22 protein-coding genes are annotated in these 22,435 nt (G+C 66.8%); 17 read left to right on the forward strand and 5 right to left on the reverse strand.

Features of this window, described 5'->3' with window-relative positions:
* Nucleotides 1-31 precede the first annotated feature (31 nt).
* From GCU53_RS12240 to GCU53_RS12270, 7 genes are all read left to right on the forward strand, one after another.
* Nucleotides 32-799 carry an SURF1 family protein gene (locus GCU53_RS12240; RefSeq protein ID WP_152387860.1) on the forward strand — a complete coding sequence of 256 codons (768 nt, stop codon included), beginning with the start codon at nt 32-34 and terminating at the stop codon, nt 797-799.
* Complete coding sequence (locus tag GCU53_RS12245) at nt 774-1,361, forward strand: hypothetical protein (protein ID WP_152387861.1); 588 nt, start codon at nt 774-776, stop codon at nt 1,359-1,361. Before GCU53_RS12240 ends, GCU53_RS12245 begins: the two co-directional genes overlap by 26 nt.
* Nucleotides 1,362-1,409: 48 nt before the next feature.
* Nucleotides 1,410-2,480, forward strand: coding sequence for a COX15/CtaA family protein (locus GCU53_RS12250; RefSeq protein ID WP_152387862.1), 1,071 nt, complete (start codon nt 1,410-1,412; stop codon nt 2,478-2,480).
* Nucleotides 2,481-2,569: 89 nt separating this feature from the next.
* The gene (gene cyoE, locus GCU53_RS12255; protein ID WP_152387863.1) at nt 2,570-3,469 is read left to right on the forward strand and encodes a heme o synthase; all 900 of its coding nucleotides are present in this window, start codon (nt 2,570-2,572) and stop codon (nt 3,467-3,469) included.
* 17 nt (nt 3,470-3,486) lie between these two features.
* Nucleotides 3,487-4,119, forward strand: coding sequence for an SCO family protein (locus GCU53_RS12260; RefSeq protein WP_152387864.1), 633 nt, complete (start codon nt 3,487-3,489; stop codon nt 4,117-4,119).
* Nucleotides 4,120-4,207: 88 nt separating this feature from the next.
* Entirely contained in the window at nt 4,208-5,191 is a 984-nt protein-coding gene (locus GCU53_RS12265; RefSeq protein WP_152387865.1) for a zinc-dependent alcohol dehydrogenase family protein, read from the forward strand.
* Nucleotides 5,192-5,331: 140 nt separating this feature from the next.
* Nucleotides 5,332-7,044, forward strand: a complete 1,713-nt coding sequence (locus GCU53_RS12270; protein WP_152389881.1) for a bifunctional metallophosphatase/5'-nucleotidase — start codon at nt 5,332-5,334, stop codon at nt 7,042-7,044.
* 137 nt (nt 7,045-7,181) lie between these two features.
* Here GCU53_RS12270 and GCU53_RS12275 read toward each other — a convergent pair whose 3' ends face one another.
* From GCU53_RS12275 to GCU53_RS12290, 4 genes are all read right to left on the reverse strand, one after another.
* A complete protein-coding gene (locus tag GCU53_RS12275) occupies nt 7,182-7,568 on the reverse strand; it encodes a hypothetical protein (protein WP_152387866.1) in 387 nt (128 codons plus the stop codon).
* Between the two features lie 85 nt (nt 7,569-7,653).
* Nucleotides 7,654-8,442, reverse strand: coding sequence for a zinc ABC transporter permease subunit ZnuB (gene znuB / locus GCU53_RS12280; protein WP_152387867.1), 789 nt, complete (start codon nt 8,440-8,442; stop codon nt 7,654-7,656).
* Complete coding sequence (znuC, locus tag GCU53_RS12285; protein WP_152387868.1) at nt 8,435-9,205, reverse strand: zinc ABC transporter ATP-binding protein ZnuC; 771 nt, start codon at nt 9,203-9,205, stop codon at nt 8,435-8,437. Before znuC ends, znuB begins: the two co-directional genes overlap by 8 nt.
* Nucleotides 9,202-9,687 carry a Fur family transcriptional regulator gene (locus GCU53_RS12290; protein ID WP_152387869.1) on the reverse strand — a complete coding sequence of 162 codons (486 nt, stop codon included), beginning with the start codon at nt 9,685-9,687 and terminating at the stop codon, nt 9,202-9,204. The genes znuC and GCU53_RS12290 overlap by 4 nt, the downstream gene beginning before the upstream one ends.
* Before the next feature lie 62 nt (nt 9,688-9,749).
* Between GCU53_RS12290 and GCU53_RS12295 the strand changes: the two genes are divergently transcribed.
* The 4 genes from GCU53_RS12295 to GCU53_RS12310 all read left to right on the forward strand — a co-directional run bounded on the left by GCU53_RS12295 (nt 9,750) and on the right by GCU53_RS12310 (nt 15,940).
* Nucleotides 9,750-10,649 carry a zinc ABC transporter substrate-binding protein gene (locus GCU53_RS12295; protein ID WP_152387870.1) on the forward strand — a complete coding sequence of 300 codons (900 nt, stop codon included), beginning with the start codon at nt 9,750-9,752 and terminating at the stop codon, nt 10,647-10,649.
* Nucleotides 10,650-10,769: 120 nt separating this feature from the next.
* Nucleotides 10,770-11,705 (forward strand): transglutaminase family protein, encoded by a 936-nt coding sequence (locus tag GCU53_RS12300; RefSeq protein ID WP_152387871.1) that lies wholly within the window; start codon nt 10,770-10,772, stop codon nt 11,703-11,705.
* A 30-nt stretch (nt 11,706-11,735) separates the two neighbouring features.
* On the forward strand, nt 11,736-14,999 hold the full coding sequence (locus GCU53_RS12305) for an LAGLIDADG family homing endonuclease (protein WP_152387872.1): 3,264 nt from the start codon (nt 11,736-11,738) through the stop codon (nt 14,997-14,999).
* A gap of 257 nt (nt 15,000-15,256) precedes the next feature.
* A complete protein-coding gene (locus GCU53_RS12310) occupies nt 15,257-15,940 on the forward strand; it encodes a TSCPD domain-containing protein (protein ID WP_152387873.1) in 684 nt (227 codons plus the stop codon).
* A gap of 63 nt (nt 15,941-16,003) precedes the next feature.
* On the opposite strand, the gene GCU53_RS12315 is transcribed toward GCU53_RS12310, so the two are convergent.
* Nucleotides 16,004-16,969 (reverse strand): integron integrase, encoded by a 966-nt coding sequence (locus tag GCU53_RS12315; protein WP_152387874.1) that lies wholly within the window; start codon nt 16,967-16,969, stop codon nt 16,004-16,006.
* Between the two features lie 162 nt (nt 16,970-17,131).
* On the opposite strand from GCU53_RS12315, the gene GCU53_RS26675 reads away from it, so the two are divergent.
* The 6 genes from GCU53_RS26675 to GCU53_RS12345 all read left to right on the forward strand — a co-directional run bounded on the left by GCU53_RS26675 (nt 17,132) and on the right by GCU53_RS12345 (nt 22,434).
* The gene (locus tag GCU53_RS26675) at nt 17,132-17,596 is read left to right on the forward strand and encodes a DUF6882 domain-containing protein (RefSeq protein ID WP_341873499.1); all 465 of its coding nucleotides are present in this window, start codon (nt 17,132-17,134) and stop codon (nt 17,594-17,596) included.
* Between the two features lie 78 nt (nt 17,597-17,674).
* Entirely contained in the window at nt 17,675-18,046 is a 372-nt protein-coding gene (locus GCU53_RS12325; RefSeq protein ID WP_152387875.1) for an SMI1/KNR4 family protein, read from the forward strand.
* Nucleotides 18,018-18,695 (forward strand): hypothetical protein, encoded by a 678-nt coding sequence (locus GCU53_RS12330; RefSeq protein WP_152387876.1) that lies wholly within the window; start codon nt 18,018-18,020, stop codon nt 18,693-18,695. Before GCU53_RS12325 ends, GCU53_RS12330 begins: the two co-directional genes overlap by 29 nt.
* Before the next feature lie 335 nt (nt 18,696-19,030).
* Nucleotides 19,031-20,557: a transposase gene (locus GCU53_RS12335; RefSeq protein ID WP_152387877.1), complete on the forward strand. Its 1,527-nt coding sequence runs from the start codon at nt 19,031-19,033 to the stop codon at nt 20,555-20,557.
* Nucleotides 20,558-20,765: 208 nt separating this feature from the next.
* Nucleotides 20,766-21,290 (forward strand): hypothetical protein, encoded by a 525-nt coding sequence (locus tag GCU53_RS12340; RefSeq protein ID WP_152387878.1) that lies wholly within the window; start codon nt 20,766-20,768, stop codon nt 21,288-21,290.
* Between the two features lie 46 nt (nt 21,291-21,336).
* Entirely contained in the window at nt 21,337-22,434 is a 1,098-nt protein-coding gene (locus tag GCU53_RS12345; protein WP_152386010.1) for an IS630 family transposase, read from the forward strand.
* Nucleotide 22,435 lies beyond the last annotated feature (1 nt).

Consider the following 22,435-nt stretch of genomic DNA (forward strand, 5'->3'; position numbering starts at 1 on the left):
TGGACGGCTCCGGGGGGGTTAAGGGGGATGCGTGCAGTATAGTCCGCCGTCGAGAACGCCCGGCCGCCTGCCGTGGCGCCGCTTCCGCCCCGGCTGGGCGCCGAGCTTGCTGGTCGCGCTGCTGCTGCCGGTGCTGATCGGCCTGGGCTTCTGGCAGCTGTCGCGGGCCGAGGACAAGCGCGCCCTGCTCGACCAGTTCGAGGCCCGCCGCCAGGCCGAACCGCTCGCCCCGCCGGCGCTGAACGCCGCCGGTGCGCCGGCCTGGCAGCGGGTACGCCTGCACGGCCGCTTCGACCCGCAGCACAGCCTGCTGCTGGACAGCCGCACCCGCGCCGGCCGGCCCGGCGTCGAGCTGCTGCAACCCTTCCGGGACGACAGCGGCCAGTGGCTGCTGGTCAACCGCGGCTGGCTGCCCTGGCCCGACCGCCGCGTGATGCCGGCCTTCGCAACGCCGGACGAAGCTTTGTCACTGACCGCCTGGGTCTACCGCTCGCCCGGCAATCCCTTCCTGCTCGAGCACACCAGCGGCGACGCCTGGCCGCGGCTGGTCAACCGGGTCGACGCCGCCGCCCTCTGGCGCGAGCTGGGCCGCGACGGCCTGCCCGTCGAGCTGCGCCTGGAACCCGGTCCGGCCGCCTACGCGGTGGACTGGCCGCTGCTCGCCATGGCCCCGGAGAAGCACCTGGGCTACGCCGTGCAATGGTTCGCCCTGGCCGCCGCCCTGCTCGTCCTGTTCATCTACCTCGGCATCCACCGCGCACGGGAGACCTCGCATGCCCTCACTCACCGCCCGGACTGAACCCCGCCTCTCGCCCCGGCGCGGCCGCCTGCAGCTGCTGGCGCTCCTCGCCGTGGTGCTCGGCCCCATGCTGCTGGCCGGCGCCATGTACCAGTGGCGCTTCTGGGTGCCGGAAGGCCGCACCTACCACGGCACGCTGATCGGCACCGGCCAGAGCCGCGCCGAGCTGGGCATCGCGCCGACCGGGGGCGCCGAGTCGCGCTGGCAGCTGCTGGTCACCGCCCCGGAGGAATGCGCCGCCGACTGCCGGCGCCTGGTCTATCTGGCCCGGCAGATCCATATCGGCCTCGGCCGTGAGGCCGAGCGCGGCGCCCATGCCCTGGCCGTGGGCCAGCCGCTGACCGTCGAGGAGACGCGGCGGCTGGAACGGGAATACCCGCAGCTCGGTCATTACCGCCTGGAACCCGCGCTCTACGAGCATGCGGCGCCGGGACTGTCCGGGGCGCAGCTGTGGATCGTCGACCCGCTCGGCAACCTGGTGCTGCGCTACGGCGCCGAGGCCGACGGCAAGGGCGTGCTGGAAGATCTGCGCCTGCTGCTCAAGCTGTCGAAGATCGGCTGAGCCTGCGCAAACGGCGCCGAACGGATCGACGATGAAAGGGAGATCGCCATGCCGACACCTCGCAAGCCGGGCTTCCGCCTGGCCCTGTTCGCCACCCTGCTGGCCTTCGCGGTGGTGCTGCTGGGAGCCTACACCCGCCTGACCCACGCCGGGCTCGGCTGCCCGGACTGGCCGGGCTGCTACGGCTTCCTCGCGGTGCCGACCAGCGAGGCGCAGCTGGCCCATGCCGAACGGCACTTCCCCGATGCGCCGGTGGAGGCACAGAAGGGCTGGAACGAGATGATCCACCGCTACTTCGCCGGCACCCTGGGGCTGGTCATCCTCGCCCTGGCGCTGCAGGCGCTGCGCCGCCGGACCGACGCCGGGCAGCCGCGCGCCCTGCCGCTGGCGCTGCTCGGGGTGGTCGTCGCCCAGGCGCTGTTCGGCATGTGGACCGTGACCCTCAAGCTCTGGCCGCAGGTGGTGGTCGCCCACCTGCTCGGCGGCATGACCACCCTCGCCCTGCTGTTTCTGCTCGGCCTGCGCCTGTCCGGCGCCGTCCCTGCCCTGCCCTCCCCGGTGCCGGGGCTGCGCGCCCTGGCCGGCGGCGCCCTGGCGCTGAGCGTCGGGCAGATCGCCCTGGGCGGCTGGGTCAGCAGCAACTACGCGGCGGTGGCCTGCCTCGACCTGCCGACCTGCCACGGCCAGTGGTGGCCGGAAGGCATGGATTTCGCCAACGCCTTCCACCTGACCCAGGAAATCGGCCCCAACTACCTGGGCGGCATGCTCGACGGCCCGGCGCGCACCGCCATCCACCTGAGCCACCGCCTCGGCGCCCTGGCCGTCGCCCTGACGCTCATGGCGCTGGCCTGGCGGCTGTGGCGCCACGGCCTCGGCCGGTTCGCCGCCCTGCTGCTCGCCGCACTTCTGCTTCAGGCCGGGCTGGGCATCGGCAACGTGCTCTGGCAGCTGCCGCTGCCGCTGGCGGTCGCCCACAACGGCGGCGCCGCCCTGCTGCTGCTGAGCCTGGTGCTGGTCAACTACCGGCTGCGCGTGCAGCCGGTGCGTGATTTCGATGGCGCCCGCGCTCCTGCGTGGGAGCCCCGGACAGGACGCTCCGCGTCTGCAGACCTGGGGTGAGGAGCGCGGAGTGTCCCGGGTTGCGTTCCCACGCGGGAGCGTAGGAGCGATCCATCGCAGGACAAGAACGACGACAAGGAGAAACGACCATGGCCACCCTACTCGCCACCCGCAGCCAGCGGGCCACCTGGCGCGACTATCTGGAGCTGACCAAGCCCAAGGTGGTGGTGCTGATGCTGATCACCTCGCTGGTCGGCATGTTCCTCGCCTCCCGCGCCGGCGTGCCCTGGACGGTGCTGGTCTTCGGCAACCTCGGCATCGGCCTCTGCGCCGGGGCGGCGGCGGCGGTCAACCACGTGGTGGACCGGCGCATCGACGCGCTCATGGCGCGCACCCGCCGCCGGCCGCTGGCCGAGGGCCGCGTCGCGCCGCGCGCCGCGCTGGGCTTCGCGCTGCTGCTGGCGCTGACCGGCATGGCCCTGCTGCTGACCTTCACCAATCCGCTGGCGGCCTGGCTGACCCTGGCCTCGCTGCTCGGCTACGCGGTGATCTACACCGGCTTTCTCAAGCGCGCCACGCCGCAGAACATCGTCATCGGCGGCCTGGCCGGCGCCGCCCCGCCGCTGCTCGGCTGGGTCGCGGTGAGCGGCCAGCTGTCCGCCGAGCCGCTGCTGCTGGTGCTGATCGTCTTCACCTGGACCCCGCCGCACTTCTGGGCGCTGGCCATCCACCGCAAGGCCGAATACGCCAAGGCCGAGATCCCCATGCTGCCGGTGACCCACGGCGAGGCCTACACCAAGCTGCACATCCTGCTCTACACCCTGGCGCTGCTGGCAGTGACCCTGCTGCCCTACGCCATCCACATGAGCGGCCCGCTCTATCTGGCCGGCGCCCTGCTCCTCGGCGGACGCTTCCTGCACTGGGCCTGGGCGCTGTATCGCGACAGCAAGCCCCATGCGGCGATCGGCACCTTCAAGTTCAGCATCAAGTACCTGTTCCTGCTGTTCATCGCCCTGCTGGTGGATCACTATCTGCCGCTGCCACTCTGACATACGCAGGACAATCCATGACCCGCATCCAGAAGACCGTTCTCATCCTCGTCGCCCTGATCGCCGTCGTGCTCGGCCTGACCTTTTCCAAGGTCCTGAACGGCTCGCGCCAGACCGACCCGGCACAGCTTCTGGAAGCGGGCATCGTCCTGCTGCCGCAGGCCCGCGGCCTGCCGCCCGTCACCCTGACCGACCAGGACGGCCAGGCGGTCGCGCTGCAATCGCTCACCGGCAAGTGGAGCCTGGTGTTCTTCGGCTACACCTTCTGTCCGGACATCTGTCCGACCACCCTCGCCCAGCTGCGCCAGCTCGAAGGCCGGCTGCCGCCGGCGATCCGCGAGCGCCTGCAGGTGGTGATGGTCAGCGTCGATCCGGGGCGCGACACCCCGGCGCAGCTCAAGCAGTACCTGGCCTTCTTCGATCCGGACTACCGCGGCCTGACCGGCGAGCTGGACAGCATCCAGCAGTTGGCCAATACCCTCGGCATCCCCTTCATCCCCGGCGACCCCAGCCGGGAAAACTACACCGTGGACCACAGCGGCAACCTCGCCCTGCTCGGCCCGGACGGCACCCAGCGCGGTTTCATCCGCGCTCCGCTGGACGTCGCCAGGCTGGCCGAGCGCCTGCCGCAGCTGGTCGAGCAGCCCTGAGACGGTTGGTGAGCGGCGAAGGCTTGTCGTTCCTGTAGAGGCATACCGCTGGCCGGGGTTTTCCACCTTCGACGAGAGGAGAAACGCGATGCGCGCCATGGTGCTCGAAGCGCTCGGCCACCCCCTGGTGCTGCGCGAGCTGCCCGACCCGCAGCCGGGACCGGGCGAGCTGCGGGTGCGGGTCAGCGCCTGCGGGGTATGCCGCACCGACCTGCACGTGGTCGACGGCGAGCTGCCGGCGGTGGCCCCGCCGGTCATCCCCGGCCACGAGATCGTCGGCCGGGTGGACGCCATTGGTCCGGGCGTCGAGGGCTTCGTGCCCGGCCAGCGGGTCGGCATTCCCTGGCTGGGGCACACCTGCGGGCAGTGCTGGTACTGCCGGCACGCGGCGGAGAACCTCTGCGACGCGCCGCAGTTCACCGGCTACACCCGCCCCGGCGGCTACGCCGAGTGCGTGGTGGCCGACGCCCGTTTCGTCTTCGCCCTGGGCGAGGACGGCGACGACGTGGCCCTGGCGCCGCTGCTCTGCGCCGGGCTGATCGGCTGGCGTTCGCTGGTCAAGGCAGGCCCGGCCCGGCGCCTCGGTCTCTACGGCTTCGGCGCCGCGGCGCACATCGTCATGCAGGTGGCGCGCTGGCAGGGCCGCGACGTGTACGCCTTCAGCCGACCCGGCGATGTCGCCGCCCAGGACTTCGCCCGCTCGCTCGGCGCGGTCTGGGCCGGTCCCTCCGACCAACTGCCGCCGGAGCCGCTGGATGCGGCGATCCTCTACGCGCCGGCCGGCGAGCTGGTGCCGGCGGCCCTGCGCGCGCTGCGCAAGGGTGGCCGGGTGGTCTGCGCCGGCATCCACATGAGCGACATCCCGAGCTTTCCCTACGACATCCTCTGGGAGGAACGCGAGGTGGTGTCGGTGGCCAATCTGACCCGCCAGGACGGCCTCGACTTCTTCGCCGTCGCCGCGCAGGCCGGCATCCGCACGGAAACCCACCGCTATGCCCTGGAGGATGCCAACCGGGCGCTGGACGACCTGCGCCACGGGCGCTTCCAGGGAGCGGCGGTGCTGGTGCCCTGAGCGGCAGAAGCTCAGGCATACTGCAGTAACATTGCCGTGCCAGCCTGCGGGGCGGGCCGATTCCATAGGGGAGGCATCTGCGCCGCCCCCCGGCGGAGTGTCCCGCCCCCATGAACCGTCACCGTCCGCGAATCCAGGGCATGCCGATCCTCCACTCCCTCGCCCGCTCCGTGGGCCTGCCGCTCGCGCTGGCGCTGGGCGGCTGCAGCCTGGGCGCCTCGCCCGCCCCGGCGCCGCTCGAAGTCAATCTGGCGGTGATCAACGACCTGCACGGCCATGTCCGCAGCGGCCCCTTCAGCTACCGGCTTCCGGCCGGCGGCGAGATCACCCTCGCGGCTGGCGGCATCGATGCCCTGAGCGGCGTGCTGGCCGAGCTGCGCCGGCAGGACCCGGAGCTGCTGTTCGTCGCCGCTGGCGACCTGATCGGCGGCAGTCCGCCGCTCTCCGGCCTGTGGGCCGACGAGCCGACCCTGGAGGCGCTGAATCTCATGGGCCTGGATGTCTCCGCGGTCGGCAACCACGAGCTGGACAACGGCAGGCAGGAGCTGCTGCGGCAGATCCACGGTGGCTGCGCCTCGCCGCGGCCGGACAAGGCCTGCCGCTTCGACGGCAGGCACCGTGGCACGCGCTTTCCCTACATCGCCGCCAACCTGATCGACAGCGCCAGCGGCCAGCCGCTGTTCGCCCCCTACCACATCGAGGAGGTGCGCGGACTGAAGATCGCCTTCGTCGGTGCGGTGACCGCGGATTTGCCCTATCTGGTTCCCCGCAGCAGCATGCAAGGGCTGCACACCCTGGACGAGGCCGAGGCGATCAACGCGCAGATTCCCGCGCTCGAGCGGCATGGCGTCGATGCCATCATTGCCGTGGTGCACAGCGGCGGCCGCACGGCCGCGGCCTTCGACCGGCCGGACTGCAACAACCTGAGCGGCGACATCGTCGGGGTGGCCCGGCGACTCGATTCCCGGATCGGACTGCTGATCAGCGCCCATACCCACGAGGGCTATCTCTGCCGGGTCGGCAGCCTGCCGGTGACCCAGGCGGCGTCCTACGGCCGCCTGCTCACCCACCTGACCCTGCGCATCGACCCGGTCAGCCGCCGGGTGCTGGGGGTGGAGGCGCGCAATCTCGTGGTCGATCCGCAGCGCTACCCCGGCAGCGCCGAGGTGACGGCGCTGAAGCAGGCGATCGAGCAGCGCGGCCGGGAAACCCTCGAGCGGCCGATGGCGCGCCTGGGCGCCAAGCGTGTTCCCCGCCGGCCCGATGCCGCCGGCGAATCGCCCATGGGCGACCTCGTCGCCGATGCGCAGCTGGCCGCTACCCGGCACCTGGGCGCCCGGGCGGCACTGACCAACCTGGGCGGCATCCGTGGCGAGCTGGCGCTGGAGCCGGGCCAGAGCCAGGTCAGTTTCGGCCAGCTGGTCACGGCACAGCCGTTCGACAACCATCTGGTCGTGCTGTCCCTGAGCGGCGCCCAATTGCGCGAGCTGCTCGAGCAGCAGTGGCACGACGGCGCGTTCCGCCCGCTGCAGGTATCCGCCTCGCTGAGCTACCGCTGGGACGCCTCCCGGCCTCCCGGCCAGCGCGTGCTGCCGGGCAGCCTGCGGATCGACGGCAGGCCGGTTCGCGATCAGGAGTCCTACCGGATCACGGTCAATTCCTTCCTGGCCGGCGGCGGTGATCATTTCGAGGTGCTGACCCGCGGCGCAGAGCGACTGGATACCCACCTCAGGGATCGCCAGGCGCTGATCGACTACCTCCAGGCGCACGACCGCGGCGGCGAGCCGGCCGGACGCAGCGAATCGGCCCGGCGCATCGGCAGGGCCGATGCGGCAGTCGCCACAGGGCGGTAGCCGCGGGCCGGCAATGCGCGAGCGTCCAGGGGAAGGAGGCTGGTGCCCCAAGAAAGGGAGAGGATTTGTCGTCGCTGCAGGAGCCGCCGGGCTCCTGCGGGATCGGCTGCGGAGGAGCGGCTACGGCAGAGCCTGCCTCAGGGCTTGGCAGTGGAGCCGTTCTGGCGCGGCAGGTTCAGCGACGGGGCTCTGGGCATCAGCGCGCGGGCGTTGCCCAGGGCGGTGGCCGCGGCGCTCATGTCGCCGCGCTCCAGGGCCTGTTCGCCGCGCTTCAGCCAGGCTTCGGACAGGCGGCGCTGGTAGGTCTCCAGCGCGGGGCCGGGCTGCTCGATCTGCAGGCGCTTGAAGCTGGCGGTGGCGGCGGGCAGGTCGCCTTCCTGCAGCTGCTGCTCGAGCTCCTGGCTGAGACTCGGCGGTGACGGCGGCGGGGCGGTGTCGGCGGGCTCCGTCGCCCGATGCTGGCAGGCGGCGAGCAACAGCGGCAGCAACAGCGGGGAAAGGTAGCGAAGGAGCGGCGCGGGCATGACAGGATTCTCTAGCCATTATCTCCTACCACTCTACACCTGCCGCCGGTCCATCAGGAAGCAGACCCCGGAACGGCGACCGAGTTCAACCGGCGCGCCGCGGCAGGAGCAGGCTGGCGAGGAACAGCGAGGCCGCCGAAACCACGATGGACGGCCCGGCCGGGGTGTCCTGAAACCACGACAGCGAGAGCCCGGCGCAGACCGCGACCACCCCCAGGACACTGGCGCCGGCGGCCATCTGCTCGGGGGTGCGCGCATGCCGCTGGGCGCTCGCGGCCGGGATGATCAGCAGCGAGGTGATCAGCAGCACGCCGACGATCTTCATCGCCACCGCGATCACCAGGGCGATCAGCAGCATCAGCGCCAGGCGGATGCCGGCCACCGGCAAGCCTTCCACCCGCGCCAGCTCCTCGTGCACGGTGATCGCCAGAAGCGGCCGCCACAGCGGCACCAGCAGCAGCAGGACCAGCGCGCTGCCGCCGAGAATCCACGCCAGATCGGCCGGGCCGACCGCCAGCAGATCGCCGAACAGGTAGCTCATCAGGTCGATGCGCACGTCGTCCATGAAGCTCAGCACCACCAGGCCGAGCGACAGAGTGCTCGGCGCGAGGATACCGAGCAGGGTGTCCGAGGCCAGCGCCTGGCGCTGCTGCAGGGCCACCAGCAGCACGGCGAGCAGCAGGCAGCCGGCGATCACCGCCAGGGTCGGACTGACGTCGAGCAGCAGGCCGACGGCCACGCCGAGCAGCGCGGCATGGGACAGGGTGTCGCCGAAGTAGGCCATGCGCCGCCAGACCACGAAGGAGCCCAGCGGCCCGGCGACCAGCGCCAGGGCGAGCCCGGCGAGCAGGGCGTTGAGCAGGAAATCAGCCATGGTTGCAATCGGGGCCGTGTACGTGGGGTTTCAGCACCACGCCGCCGTGCAGGTCGTGGGCGTGGTCGTGATGGTGCTGGTAGAGCGCCAGGCTGCGCGCCGCCTGGCCGAACAGCGCGACGAAGGCCGGGTCGCCGCTGACCTGTTCGGGCCGTCCGGAGCAGCAGATGTGATGGTTCAGGCAGACCACCTGGTCGGTGGTGCTCATCACCACGTTGAGGTCGTGGGAGACCATCAGCACGCCGCAGCCGTGGCGCTCGCGCAGCCGGGTGATCAGCCGGTACAGCTCGGCCTGGCCGGCCACGTCGACGCCCTGCACCGGCTCGTCGAGCACCAGCAGCTCGGGCTTGCGCAGCAGCGCGCGGGCCAGCAGCACGCGCTGCAGCTCGCCGCCGGAGATGTTCTGCAGCGGGCTGTCGATGACCTGGGTGGCGCCGACCTCGGCCAGCGCGGCGGCGGCAGCGGTGCGGTCGACGCCGGGCACCAGGCGCAGGAAGCGCAGCACCGTCAGCGGCAGGCTGGGATTGACCTGCAGTTTCTGCGGCATGTAGCCGATGCGCAGCTGCGGGCGGCGCCAGACCGTGCCGGCATCGGGGGTCAGCAGGCCGAGCACGACGCGCACCAGGGTGGTCTTGCCGGCGCCGTTGGGACCGATGAGGGTGACGATCTCGCCGGGCTGCACGCACAGGTGCACGTCACGCAGCATCTCCCGGCCGGCGAAGGCCACGCGCACGCCGTCGAGACGGATCAGGCTGTCGCTCATGGCGCGCCCTGGCAGCGGGCGCAGAGGCCGACCACCTCCACGGTCTGACCCTCGACCCGGAAACCCAGGCCCCTGGCGCTGTCGAGGATGCTGTCGCTGATCGTCGAGCGCTCCAGCTCGATGGCCGCATGGCACTGCCGGCAGATGAAGAACTGGCCCTGATGGGCGTGACCCGGATGGTTGCAGCCGACGAAGGCGTTGAGCGAGGCGATGCGGTGCACCAGGCCGTGCTCGAGGAGGAAGTCCAGTGCCCGGTAGACGGTCGGCGGTGCCGCGCGGCGGCCGTCCTGCTCGCTCAGCACGGCGAGGATGTCGTAGGCGCCGAGCGGCCTGTGGCTCTGCCAGACCAGCTCCAGCACGCGCCGGCGCAGGGCGGTCAGGCGCAGGCCGTGCCGGGAGCAGAGCGTTTCGGCCTCGGCCAGGGCCTGTTCGATGCAGTGACGGTGGTCGTGGGGCTGACAGGCCAGGGGCGGAGTGGTCATGGGCGACGTCCGATTATGGGGACGTTATTCTATTACATTTTAGACTCGGGGGATTGCTCGCCATGTTCCGTCCACTCGTCGCCCTGCTGTTCGCCGGCTGCATGGCCTCGGCAGCGGCCGAAGTGCGCCTGCTGACCAGCGTCAAACCCCTGCAGCTGATCGCCGCCGCCGTGCAGGACGGCGCCGGCAGCCCGGCGGCGCTGCTGCCGCCCGGCGCCTCGCCGCACCACTATGCGCTGCGCCCCTCCGACGTGCGCGCACTGCGCGAGGCGGCCCTGTTCTACTGGATCGGCCCGGATCTGGAGGGCTTCCTGCCCAAGGTGCTGGCAGGACGTCAGGGGCCGAGCCTGGCCGTGCAGGAACTGCCCGGCCTGCAGCTGCGCCACTTCGCCAGCGATCCCGAGGCGCACGGAGACGAGCACGACCATGCCCACCGCCCCGGCACCCTGGATGCCCACCTCTGGCTGCTGCCGGCCAACGCCCGGCTGATCGCCGAGCGGATGGCCGCCGACCTGGCCGCCGCCGACCCGGACAACGCCGCCCGCTACCAGGCCAACCTGGCCACCTTCCAGGCGCGCCTGGATGCACTCGACGGGCGCCTGAGAGCGCGTCTGGAAAGGCTCGCCGGCAAGCCCTACTTCGTCTTCCACGAGGCCTACGACTACTTCGAGGCCGCCTACGGCCTCGACCACGCCGGGGTGTTCAGCGTCTCCCCGGACGTCCAGCCCGGCGCCCGCCAGGTCGCCCGCATGCGCCAGCGCCTGCAGGAGGCCGGGCCGACCTGCGTGTTCAGCGAGCCGCCGCTGCAGCCGCGCCTGGCGCGGACCCTGAGCGCCGGCCTGCCGGTGCGTCTGGCCGAGCTCGATCCGCTGGGCAGCGGCGTGCCGGTCGGGCCGCAGGGCTACGAGCAGCTGCTCGAACGTCTCGGCGAGGGACTGGCCGGCTGCCTGGAGTCCCTGTAGGCCTTCCCCCCACCGCAGGTCGTCCCCGGAGCGCCAGTCAGGACACCGGAACCGCCATGCCCGCCGGCAGTCCCACCAGAAACGACAGGCCGCCGCCGGTGGCGGCCAAGGAGGGGGGACATGCAGCGCTACAAGATCGTTCACCGCACCCATTACGGCTTTACCGCGCCCGTCGAGCTGGGGCCGCACTCCCTGCTGCTGCGCCCGCGCGAGGGACATGAACTGCGCATCGAATCCTCGAAACTGGACATCACGCCCACGCCGGACAGCCTAAACTGGTACCGCGACGTGCAGGACAACTCGGTGGCCATCGTCACCTTCAGGGAGCCCACCGACAAGCTGACCATCGAGAGCGAGATCCTCATCCAGCAGTACAACGAGTCGCCGCTGGACTTCATGGTGGCCGACTATGCGGTGAACTACCCTTTCGTCTACAAGCCTGAGGACCGGCTGGTGCTCTCGCCCTACATGAACTCCGCCGAGCACACCGGCAACGACCAGCTCAGCGAGTGGCTCGGTCAGCTCTGGCAGCCGGGCGAACCGATCCAGACCTACGCCCTGCTGCAGCGGATCAACGAGCACATCCCCAAGACGCTGACCTACCAGATGCGCGAGGAGCCCGGGGTGCAGGGCGCCGGGGAAACACTCACGCTCGGCACGGGCTCCTGCCGCGACTTCGCCAACCTGTTCATGGAGGCGGCCCGGTTGCTCGGCCTGCCGGCCCGCTTCGTCAGCGGCTACCTGCATGTCGAGCCGGGCGGACTGCAGGGCGGCTCGACCCATGCCTGGGCCGAGGTCTACCTGCCGGGCGCCGGCTGGAAGGGCTTCGATCCCACCCACGGGGAGGTGGTCGGCACCAACTACATCGCCGTGGCCGTGGCGCACCTGCCCGAATCGGTGCCGCCGGTGGCCGGCTCGTTCGTCGGGCCGCTGGGCGCGGGGCGGCTCGAGGTGGGCGTCTGGGTGACCCGGGAGCCGCTCTCCGGAGAGCAAGAGCAGGAGCTGAAGAAAGCCGAGCCGCCCCAGCTCAAGGATATGGAAAAGGCGAAAAAATAAGGAAACCCCCGCCCGCACGAGAGGCCGAGCATGGCGAAGCACGGCGAACCCCTGTCGCAGGACCTGGGTGGCATCCCCCTGCAGGCCGCCTCCGAGGACATCTGGGCGCAGAAGTACCGGCTGGTCGGACCCGACGGCACGCCGGTCGACGCCGACATCGACGCCACCTGGCAGCGGGTCGCCCGCGCCCTCGCCGACATCGAGCGCGAAGACCTTCGCGAGCACTGGTACTGGCAATTCCTCTGGGCCCTGCGCAACGGCGCCATCCCCGCCGGACGGATCGTCGCCAACGCCGGCGCCCAGACCTGGCGGCCGGCCACCTCGACGATCAACTGCACCGTCTCCGGGACCATCCACGACTCGATGGACGACATCCTCGCCAAGGTCCAGGAGGCCGGGCTAACGCTGAAGGCGGGCAGTGGCATCGGCTACGAATTCTCCACCCTGCGCCCGTGCAACGCCTTCGTCTCCGGTGCCGGCGCGCGCACCAGCGGGCCGCTGTCATTCATGGATATCTTCGACAAGATGTGCTTCACGGTCAGCTCCGCGGGCGGGCGGCGCGGCGCACAGATGGCCACCTTCGACGTGGCCCACCCGGACGTGCGCGAGTTCATCCGCGCCAAGCGCGAGAACGGCCGCCTGCGCCAGTTCAACCTGAGCCTCCTGATCACCGACGAATTCATGCAGGCGGTGGAGAACGATGCCGAGTGGCTGCTGGTGTTCCCGGTGCATCCCAGGGAGGTGGCCGAGCTGGACCTCGACGACCCGAACCAGGTGCTCTGGCGCGACTGGCCGCTGCACGAGGGCTACCCCGTGCGCGACGACGGCAAGGTGGCCTGCAAGGTCTACGGCAAGGTCCGCGCCCGCCACCTGTGGGACATGCTGATGGCCTCCACCTACGACTTCGCCGAGCCGGGCTTCATCCTCATCGACCGGGTCAACCAGCTGAACAACAACTGGTGGTGCGAGGAGATACGGGCGACCAACCCGTGCGTGACCGCCGATACCTGGGTACAGACCGCGGCGGGGCCGCGTCAGGTACGCGACCTGCTCGGGCGCGCTTTCCTGGCCCGCATCGACGGGCGGGAGCATGCCAGCGGCAGCGACGGCTTCTTCCGCACGTCCACCCGGCAAGTGCTCGCGCTGCAGACCGAGGAAGGCTATTGCCTGCGCCTCACCGTGGACCACCTCGTGCGGCGCGTGGCGCGTCTCAGCCGCTGGAGCCTGGAAACCGAATGGTGCGCCGCCGGGCGGCTGCGCCCGGGCGATCAGGTGCTGCTCAACGATCACCGTGCCAACGCCCAGTGGGCCGGCGCGCTCAGCGCCGAACAGGGCTACCTGCTCGGCCTGCTGGTCGGCGACGGCACGCTCAAGGGCGATGCCGCGATCCTCTCGGCCTGGCCGCGGGCTGCAGAAGTGAACGCGCCTGATGACTGCGGCGTGCGCGCGTTGATGGCCGAGGCACTGCGCTGCGCACGAACGCTGCCACACCGTGCCGACTTCGCCGGCTGGTCGGAGGTACGCGGCCGCAGCGAATGGCGCCTCAAGTCCGCCGCGCTGCGCGACCTGGCTTTCGCGCTGGGCATGGCCCCCGGCGACAAGCGCATCACCCCTGCGCTCGAGCAGGCATCCAGCGATGCCTGCCGCGGTTTCCTGCGCGGTTTCTTCGATGCCGACGGTTCGGTGCAAGGCAACCAAGCCAAAGGCGTTTCCGTGCGGCTGGCGCAGTCGAACCTGGCGTGCCTGCAGGCCGTACAGCGCATGCTGCTGCGCCTGGGCATCAGGTCGCGCATCTATCGTGAGCGCCGGCCCGCAGGCCTTTCGGTATTGCCGGACGGCTGCGGCGGTCGGCAGACCTACCCCATCCGGGCGCAGCATGAACTGGCCATCGCCGGCGAGTCGCTGCACCGCTTCGCCGAACTGGTCGGCTTCGCCGACAGCGACAAGGCTGCCCGCCTCGCTGCAGCGCTGGCCGCTTACTGGCGCAGCCCCAACCGCGAACGCTTCGTCGCCACGGTAGCCACACTGCATGCCGACGGCATCGAGGACGTCTACGACGTGCAGATACCGGGTATCAACGCCTTCGACGCCAACGGCCTGCATGCCCACAACTGCGGCGAACAACCGCTTCCCCCTTACGGCTCCTGCCTGCTCGGCTCGGTCAACCTGACCGCCTTCGTCGAGGAGCCGTTTTCCGTCAGGGCGCGTTTCGACTGGGAGCGCTTCCGCCAGGTGGTGCGCATCTTCACCCGCCTCTTGGACAACGTGGTGGAGATCAACAACCTGCCGCTGGAGGCGCAGCGCCGCGAGATTCTCGACAAGCGCCGCCACGGCATGGGCTTTCTCGGCCTCGGCTCGGCGCTGACCCTGCTCCGGCTGCGCTACGGCAGCCCCGAGGCCTGCGTGTTCACCGAGGAGGTGGCCCGCGAAATGGCCCTGGTCGGCTGGCAGGTGGCGCTGGAGCTGGCCAGGGAGAAGGGCCCGGCGCCGCTGCTGGCGCAGGAGTTCGAGGTCACCGCGAAGATGCTCCGCCAGCGCCCGGAGATGGCCACCGACGGCTACAAGGTCGGCGACCGGGTGCCGGGCCGCGTGCTGCACGCACGCTACTCGCGCTACCTGCAGCGCCTGGCCGAATTCGTCCCCGAACTGGTCGCCGCGCTGGCCGAGCAGGGCGCGCGCTTCACCCACCACAGCTCCATCGCGCCGACCGGCACCATCAGCCTGAGCCTGGCCAACAACGCCTCCAACGGCATCGAGCCGAGCTTCGCCCACCAGTACTCGCGCAACCTGATCCGCCCCGGCCGCAAGGCCAAGGAAAAGGTCGAGGTGTTCAGCTACGAGCTGCTCGCCTACCGCGCCCTGGTCGATCCGCAGGCGCAGCCGGGCGGCGACGACCCGGCGCACCGGCTGCCCGACTGGTTCGTCAGCGCCGACGACATCGGCCCGACCCAGCACGTGGACATCCAGGCGGCGGCGCAGAAGTGGGTGGACTCGTCGATCTCCAAGACCGCCAACGTGCCCACCGACTACCCCTTCGAGGCGTTCAAGGATATCTACCGCTACGCCTGGCGCCAGGGCCTCAAGGGCTGCACCACCTTCCGCTTCAACCCGGCGGCCTTCCAGGGCGTGCTGGTCCGAGAGGCGGATCTTGCGAACACCCTGTACCGCTTCGAGCTGGAGGACGGCAGCATGGTCGAGCTCAAGGGCAACGAACTGGTGGAGTACGACGGCGAGGTGAACACCGCCGCCAACCTGTTCGATGCGCTGAAGGAGGGCTATTACGGCAAGTACTGAATGCCTGCGGCGATGCCCGTGTTTGCGTAGGGTGGGTTAGGCCGCAGGCCGTAACCCACCGACCGGCCGCCACGCCGGCAATGGGGATGCCTGTCGGCATCTGTGGTGGGTTACGCCGCTATGCGGCTAACCCCACCCTACGGAAAAGCCTTTACCGACAACGGGTTGCAAGCTCAGTAGGGTGGATGGCCACCCCGTGGAAAACCGCGCAGCGTTTTCCACCACAGCCCGCATCGGGGAGAAAAGGGAGAACACCCATGACCGTCAGGATCACGCAGCGCATCAAGAGCTTCCAGGTGGTCGACGAACGCCTGCGTCCCGCCGCCGAGACCGAGGCCGGCAAGCCGCCCGAGCAACTGGACGAGCACCTGGAACGCCCGGAGATGCTGATCGGCGTGACCTACAAGATCAAATCGCCGCTGTTCGAGCATGCCCTCTACGTGACCATCAACGACATCCTGCTCAACGCCGGCACCCGCTTCGAACAGCGCCGTCCCTTCGAGATTTTCATCAACTCGAAGAACATGGACCACTTCCAGTGGATCGTCGCCCTCACCCGGATCATGTCCGCCGTGCTGCGCAAGGGCGGCGACTGCACCTTCCTGGTCGAGGAGCTCAAGGCGGTGTTCGACCCGCGCGGCGGCTACCTGAAGAAGGGCGGCATCTACATGCCCTCGATCGTCGCCGAGATCGGTGCGGTGCTGGAGCGCCATCTGATCGCCATCGGTCTGCTGCACGGCCACGCGCCGGACGAGGCCCAGCGCCGCTACCTGGCCGAAAAGCGCGCCGCCTACGAAGCCAGCCAGGGCGCCGCCGCCCTGGAACCCGGCGAAGGCTTCCCGCCCGGTGCGCAGCTTTGCGGCCAGTGCCATACCCAGGCAGTGGTGCAACTGGAAGGGTGCACGAGTTGCCTGAATTGCGGGCATTCGAAGTGTGGATGAGGAAGACGGACGGGTAGGGTGGATGACGCTCTGCTCATCCACCACGAAAAAAGCGCGACGCCTTCAAGGCCGGTCCAGCGGACTCAACACGCCCAAACCGCCCCGGTTGAGCACATGGGTGTAGATCATGGTGGTTTTCACGTCCGCATGACCCAGCAGCTCCTGCACGGTCCGAATGTCCTGCCCGCTTTCCAGCAGATGGGTGGCGAAACAGTGACGCAGGGTGTGCGGCGTGGCCGGCTTGACGATTCCCGTCTCCCGCACGGCGCTCTTGAAGGCCCGCTGCACTCGCTTCTCGTCCATATGGTGACGGCGCTTGATGCCGGAACGAGGATCGACCGAGCGGCCGGGAGCCGGAAAAGCGTATTGCCAGCCCCATTCCTTCGCGGCGTTCGGATACTTGCGCGCCAGGGCGAACGGCAGATAGACCTCGCCGAAACCCTCGGCAAGATCGCGCTCGTGCAAGGCCTTCACACAGTCGAGGTGCCGTTTCAGCGGCTGACTCAACCGGCCCGGCAGCAAGGTGACGCGGTCCTTCATGCCCTTGCCGTCCCGGACCAGAATTTCGCTGCGCACGAAATCCATGTCCTTCACCCGCAGACGCATCGCTTCCATGAGGCGCAGACCGGAGCCGTACAGCAACCCCGTGACCAAAGCCAGCTCGCCCTCGAAGCAGGCCAGCAGCCGCTGCGTTTCCTCGCGGGACAGGACGACCGGCAAGCGCTCGGGCCGCCTGGCGCGCACCACGTCGTTCAGCCAGGGAAGATCGATGGCCAGGACATGCCTGTAGAGAAACAACAGGGCAGCCAGCGCCTGATTCTGCGTGGAGGCCGCCATATTCAAGTCCATCGCGAGATGTGACAGAAATCGCTCCACCTCAGGAGCGCCCATTTCTGCCGGATGACGCAAGTTATGGTAACGGATAAAATCCCGCACCCACTTGATACAAGCGGTTTCAGTACGGATTGAATAATGACGAATACGGATTTGTTCGCGCAGCCGATCCAACAACCTGGGCTTGCCGTCCATGGTGTATAACTCCCTGAAAGAACACCAGCCTCCTGCTGGAGGCCGCAGGCTACAAGGGAGCTGCTAGCAGCGGCAAGGGAATGTTATGCACCAAATGGTGTGTTTGTTCACACCATTTGGTGTCGAATAGTAGTTGGGCGGCGTGTCTAGAGAGGTGTTGAATTGGAAGTAACGGAAGCTTACCGGTCTCTTGTTACCGAGGCTCACCAGTACATAACGGAATGCCAGGATCGTCTGCGCTCCGAATATCAGTTGGATGCTTGGCCGAGATATGACTGGGAACAAGAATCCGCCAGTCTCGTGTTTTCAGATGAAACCGGCCCTAGAGTTCGCGCGTCGATTCAATTTGTTGGGTCAATATCGACAAGATCGAATACGTGGCTTTGGTCGTGGGCTAATGACTCTCTGCTGCATCAGGTAACGTGCCTGATGTCTCGTGTCAAAGAGCACGGTGAGCAGAAGGAAATCAAACAACTAGCAACGGATTACTGGCCTGCAGACGAGATTGACGGGTGGGAGATGACATCAATCGCTGGCTATCTGCTAGGCGCTAAAGGAGCTTACCGAACACCGGATGAAAAAGGCTTCACCTACATGGTCATCATGGATGTCAGCTGGGTGTCTTAGTGAGCCGCCGCCCAACCATTCGCTCCAGCGGACGTCCCTGACGGGCCGCCGCTGAGCTCTACGTTAGCGGAAAGAGGCATGGACATACTGACGCGGTATCTAGAAGCCTACGAATCCGTAATCCGCGGGCCAGTTGATGCCGAGGTAGCGGACGCGATCTTGACGCGCCACGGAGTTTCAAATGGCAGCTACCGCAGTTGGTTACTTGCGAGCGGTGGCGGCCCCATCGGTCCGGATTGGTACGATGGAGTGGAAGAGTTGCAGCAGAGCCAAGAGAAATTCAAAGAAGAGAAGTGGAATGTAGCGGGGTTCGTCATTGGTTGGGATGGTGCGGGGAACCCAATCGTGCTTAGCAACGGCGGCAAGATATTGATCGAAGACCACAACTTCGGTGGAATTCACGAACTAGCGGAGAGCTTTGATGAGTTGCTTGCAGCCAACATCCGCTAACAACCGCTTCGAGTCCGACGGCTTACCCTTCCGCTGCGCTCCAGGGCAAGCCGCGGCTCAAGCGGAACGTTATGGCTGTTTAATCAAACGAGGGTATATGGAAATAATAAAAAGTGTGGGCATTAGTGCTGCGTTTAACGGATTTATTATATTCTTTGTGTATGGGCTTCTAACCACTTTGGCTATAGGAGCCTTCTATGGCCTAGATTCCGAACTGCCTAATGAAATGGTGGCGACTCTCGAAGGACCGATTTCTATTTACACGTTTGGCTGGCTAGCTTTGTTCGGCTTGATTGCACTGGCAGCTGTAACAAGATTTGGAAAAATCGAGTGCAATTTTAATATCAACAGACCCAAAAGAGTGTTCTATTTTGCATTGCCAGTGTGTGAGGCAGCCATTGCTCTAGGGGTTGTCATCGGAGGTACTCTGCTAGGCGTGGCTGTATGTGCGCATCTCCTTTTTGCTTGCTCTTTTACTAGTGTGGCTATCTACCCACAGTTTTATGGTCTATCTGCATTTATGTTTCTCATTACATATCCTGTTGCATACTTCACAATCGCACTGATTGATACGAATAAAACAACATTCTTTTGGATAAACGCTACTGCAATAATATATACAGTGTTTATTGCATCTACCTTCTATTAATCCGGCAATACAATAGGGCACTTTCTGTATTTTGGTTTCTCCTTGAAAATCAAGGATATATGCCGATACTGGTATGAGCCTTATTTGTGCTTTCGTATTGCCGGATTAATATTTCACACTGCCCGTAGAAAATGCAACGGCGGTTGGTGCGCAAGCTGTGGTCGCCATTATTGGGTACGCCATTTGGCAAGCCATAACGATACGCTCCAACCGACGTGGTCTGCTGCGCAGCCCACGCGGCTGAGCTAAGCGTTGAGGCTGTAGAAAAACCTGCTATCGGTCCGTGTCGGGCCTGATACCCTTCGACCCATCCATTCGCAGGAAGGCGCGAGGCGATGCCTCGGTTCAAGTGCGTTCACAAGGGGTTAAAGCTGCTCCCCGTGGATTTCGACAAGCAGTTGCTGCCCGGCAGCTTCGAGCATGCCCTGTGTTACCTGGTCGACCACGAACTGGATCTCTCCGGCTTCCACGCCCGCTACCGCAACGACGTCGAAGGCGCTCCGGCCTTCGATCCGGCCGTGCTGCTGAAGATCGTTCTGCTGGCCTACAGCCGCGGCATCGTCAGCAGCCGCAAGATGGAAGCCGCCTGCCGCGAGCATGTGCTGTTCATGGCCGTATCCGGCGACAGCCAGCCGCACTTCACCACCCTGGCCGCGTTCGTCTCCAACATGGGCGACCTGGCCGCCAAGCTGTTCGCCCAGGTGCTCGCCGTCTGTGACCGCCAGGGCCTGATTGGCCGCGAGATGTTCGCCATCGATGGCGTGAAGCTGCCGAGCAACGCCAGCAAGGCCCGCAAGGCCCGCAGCGGCACCCGTGCCGACTTCCTGCGTCAAGCCGAGAAAATGGAAAAGGCCGCCCGGGCGATGATCGAGCGGCAGCGTCAGAGCGACCATAGTCCGGAGGGCGAGGATCAGCGTGCTGCACGCCAGCTCGAGCGCCTGCAAGCCAGTGCCCGGCAACTGCGTGCCTGGCTGAATGACAATCCGGAGGACCACAAGGGCGTGACCGGACGGGTCAACCTGTCCAATCGCACCGACAACGAGTCGGCCAAGATGGCCACCGGCAAGGGCGTGATCCAGGGCTACACCGGGGTCGCGGCGGTGGACGAGAAGGCACAGATCATCGTCGAAGCCCAGGCCCATGGCACCGGCGCAGAGCAGGCGTTGCTCGGCCCGGCGGTCGAGGCTACGGCCCATGTCCGCTCCCCCGACACCTGCTACACCGCCGATGCCGGCTACCACAGCCGAGCCGGACTCGAACAACTGAGCGCAGCCGGCATCCCGGCCTATATCCCCGACAACGGCTATCGTCAGCGCGACCCGCGCTATGCCGGGCAGGAGCTGCACCTGAGCAAGCCCGACCCGCTCTGGGACAAAAACCCCAAGCCACGTGCTTCCAAACTGTATACGCCCGCCGATTTCCGCTTCGATCCGGAGCAGAAAACTTGCGTGTGTCCGGCCGGTAAGTCGCTGTACGGCAACGGCAGCCACTGTTTGATCAAGGGCCTGCGGGCCATCAAGTTCCAGGGCGCCATGCGCGACTGCCTGGCCTGCCTGCAGCGCGCGAAATGCCTGCGTAACCCGGAGAAAACCGCGGCACGGCAGGTGGCGTTTTTCCTGCCCAGGGCTCAGCGGGAGGACGATGTGCTGGAGCAGATGCGTCAGCGCATCGACAGCCCGCAGGGGCGCGAGATGATCGGCCGGCGCTTCGCCACGGTGGAACCGGTGTTCGGCAACCTGCGCTACAACAAGCGCCTGGACCGCTTCACCCTGCGGGGCCGGGAGCGCGTGGACGGGCAGTGGAAGCTCTATTGCCTGATTCACAACATCGAGAAACTGGCGACCCACGGGGCCTGGCAATGAGTGCCGGCCCCTGCAGCCGCCCCAACCGGGCGCCTCGTCAGGGCTTGCCTGTCCGACATGGACGCCCACTGGGCGGGTATCCGCTCAAAACATCCTCGAATGCCCTGCTGACCATGCAATCCGGCCGTGCGCAAAAAACGCGGCGCTGGGGCGTGCGTGGCGGCAGTGTTTTTGGGGTTTTTCTACAGCTTCGTTAGGTCGCTCAAACATGACTCCTTGGGATCTCCACGAAACATACCGACTTGTGCAACGTGTGTTTGGCCGCGACCAAGAGAAACTCACCCGCGAGAGTGCGAGGTCGGTAACAGACCGGCAGGCTTTTTCTTCTTATCACTTTGCTGAAGCGATGCGTCTTTCGAAAGACTTTGAGAGAAAGCATCTCGGCGGCAACACAAGAACTATCCTTGAAATTCACGTGCAGGGTGCAGAGAAGAAGGAGCGAGCGTTTCAGGTCTTTATGGTGCAAGCCGGGGCGCATTCGTTAGCGGCAGTGCAAAGCCTGCACGCCATTCCAGACATATTTGCGCATGCAATCTACTTTGCTGCAGGCCAGAACTTGCAGTCATACGCATTGGATGATTCGAAAGTTGCAGTTCAAAGTGTCGTTTCATGCCTCAAAAAAGATAGCCAGTTCGCACGTCTTTCCTCGGCACTGCACTCAATGCAATCAGGCCCCGGTTGGCAGCATTTGGCTGCCGTTTCTAGTGTGGTGAATCACAACTACTCAGGATAAGACTTGTCTACCGCGGAGCTGACAGAGTTTTTTCGGAGGGCATGCGATGAAAACAGGCCGCCCAGCCGTTCGGATCGAACTGACCGAACACGAGCATGCCGAACTCACCCGCCGCCGAGCCAGGCACAAGGGGCCTGCCGATATGCAGCTGCGCGCCGAGATCATTCTGTCCTGCGCTCGAGGCGAGTCCGGCTCTTCCATTGCTCGACGGCTCGGCATTACGGCGCAAACCGTTTCGAGGTGGCGCCTTCGCTTCGCCCGTTTGGGCCTGCAAGGCCTCAATGACGAGCCGCGCTCAGGCCGCCCACGCAGCATCAGCGATGAAAAGGTCCAGGAAGTGGTCGACCGGGTGCGGCAGACCCGGCCCGACGATGCCAGTCATTGGAGCTCGCGCCGGATGAGCAAGGCCACCCATATTTCACCGGCGAGCGTACAGCGTATCTGGCGAGCCTTCGGGCTCAAGCCTCACCTGGAGCACACCTTCAAGCTGTCCACCGATCCCGCCTTTGTCGACAAAGTGCAGGATATCGTAGGGCTCTACCTGAATCCGCCGGATAAAGCGCTGGTACTGTGCGTCGATGAGAAAAGCCAGATCCAGGCGCTCAATCGAACACAGCCGGGGCTGCCGCTGGAGCCTGGGTATCCGGCGACCCGTACCCATGATTATCAGCGCCATGGCACGACGTCCTTGTTTGCCGCCCTGGATGTGGCCACCGGCGAGGTGATCGGACGTCTCAAGCGCCGTCACCGCAGCGCAGAATTCCTGGAGTTTCTCAGGGCCATCGAGGAAACGGTCGAGAGCGACAAGGCCATCCACCTGATCATGGATAACTATGCCGTGCACAAGACCGACAAGGTGCGTGCCTGGCTTGTCGCGCACCCGCGTTATCACGTGCATTTCACCCCGACGTCTGCGTCATGGCTGAATCTGGTGGAGCGCTTTTTCTCGATGCTCACCCAGAAGTGGATAAAGCGCCAGGCCCATACCAGCGTGAAGGATCTCGAGCAGTCCATCGAGTATTACCTGGCGACCTACAACCAGAATCCAAGGCCTTTCCGCTGGAGTAAGGGAGCAGGTGAAATCCTGGCCTCTGTCGGCAGGGCTGCTCGAGCCTTGCAAAGAAATAATGAAGCGAACTTGTGAT

Source organism: Azotobacter salinestris (assembly GCF_009363155.1).
GTDB lineage: Bacteria > Pseudomonadota > Gammaproteobacteria > Pseudomonadales > Pseudomonadaceae > Azotobacter > Azotobacter salinestris.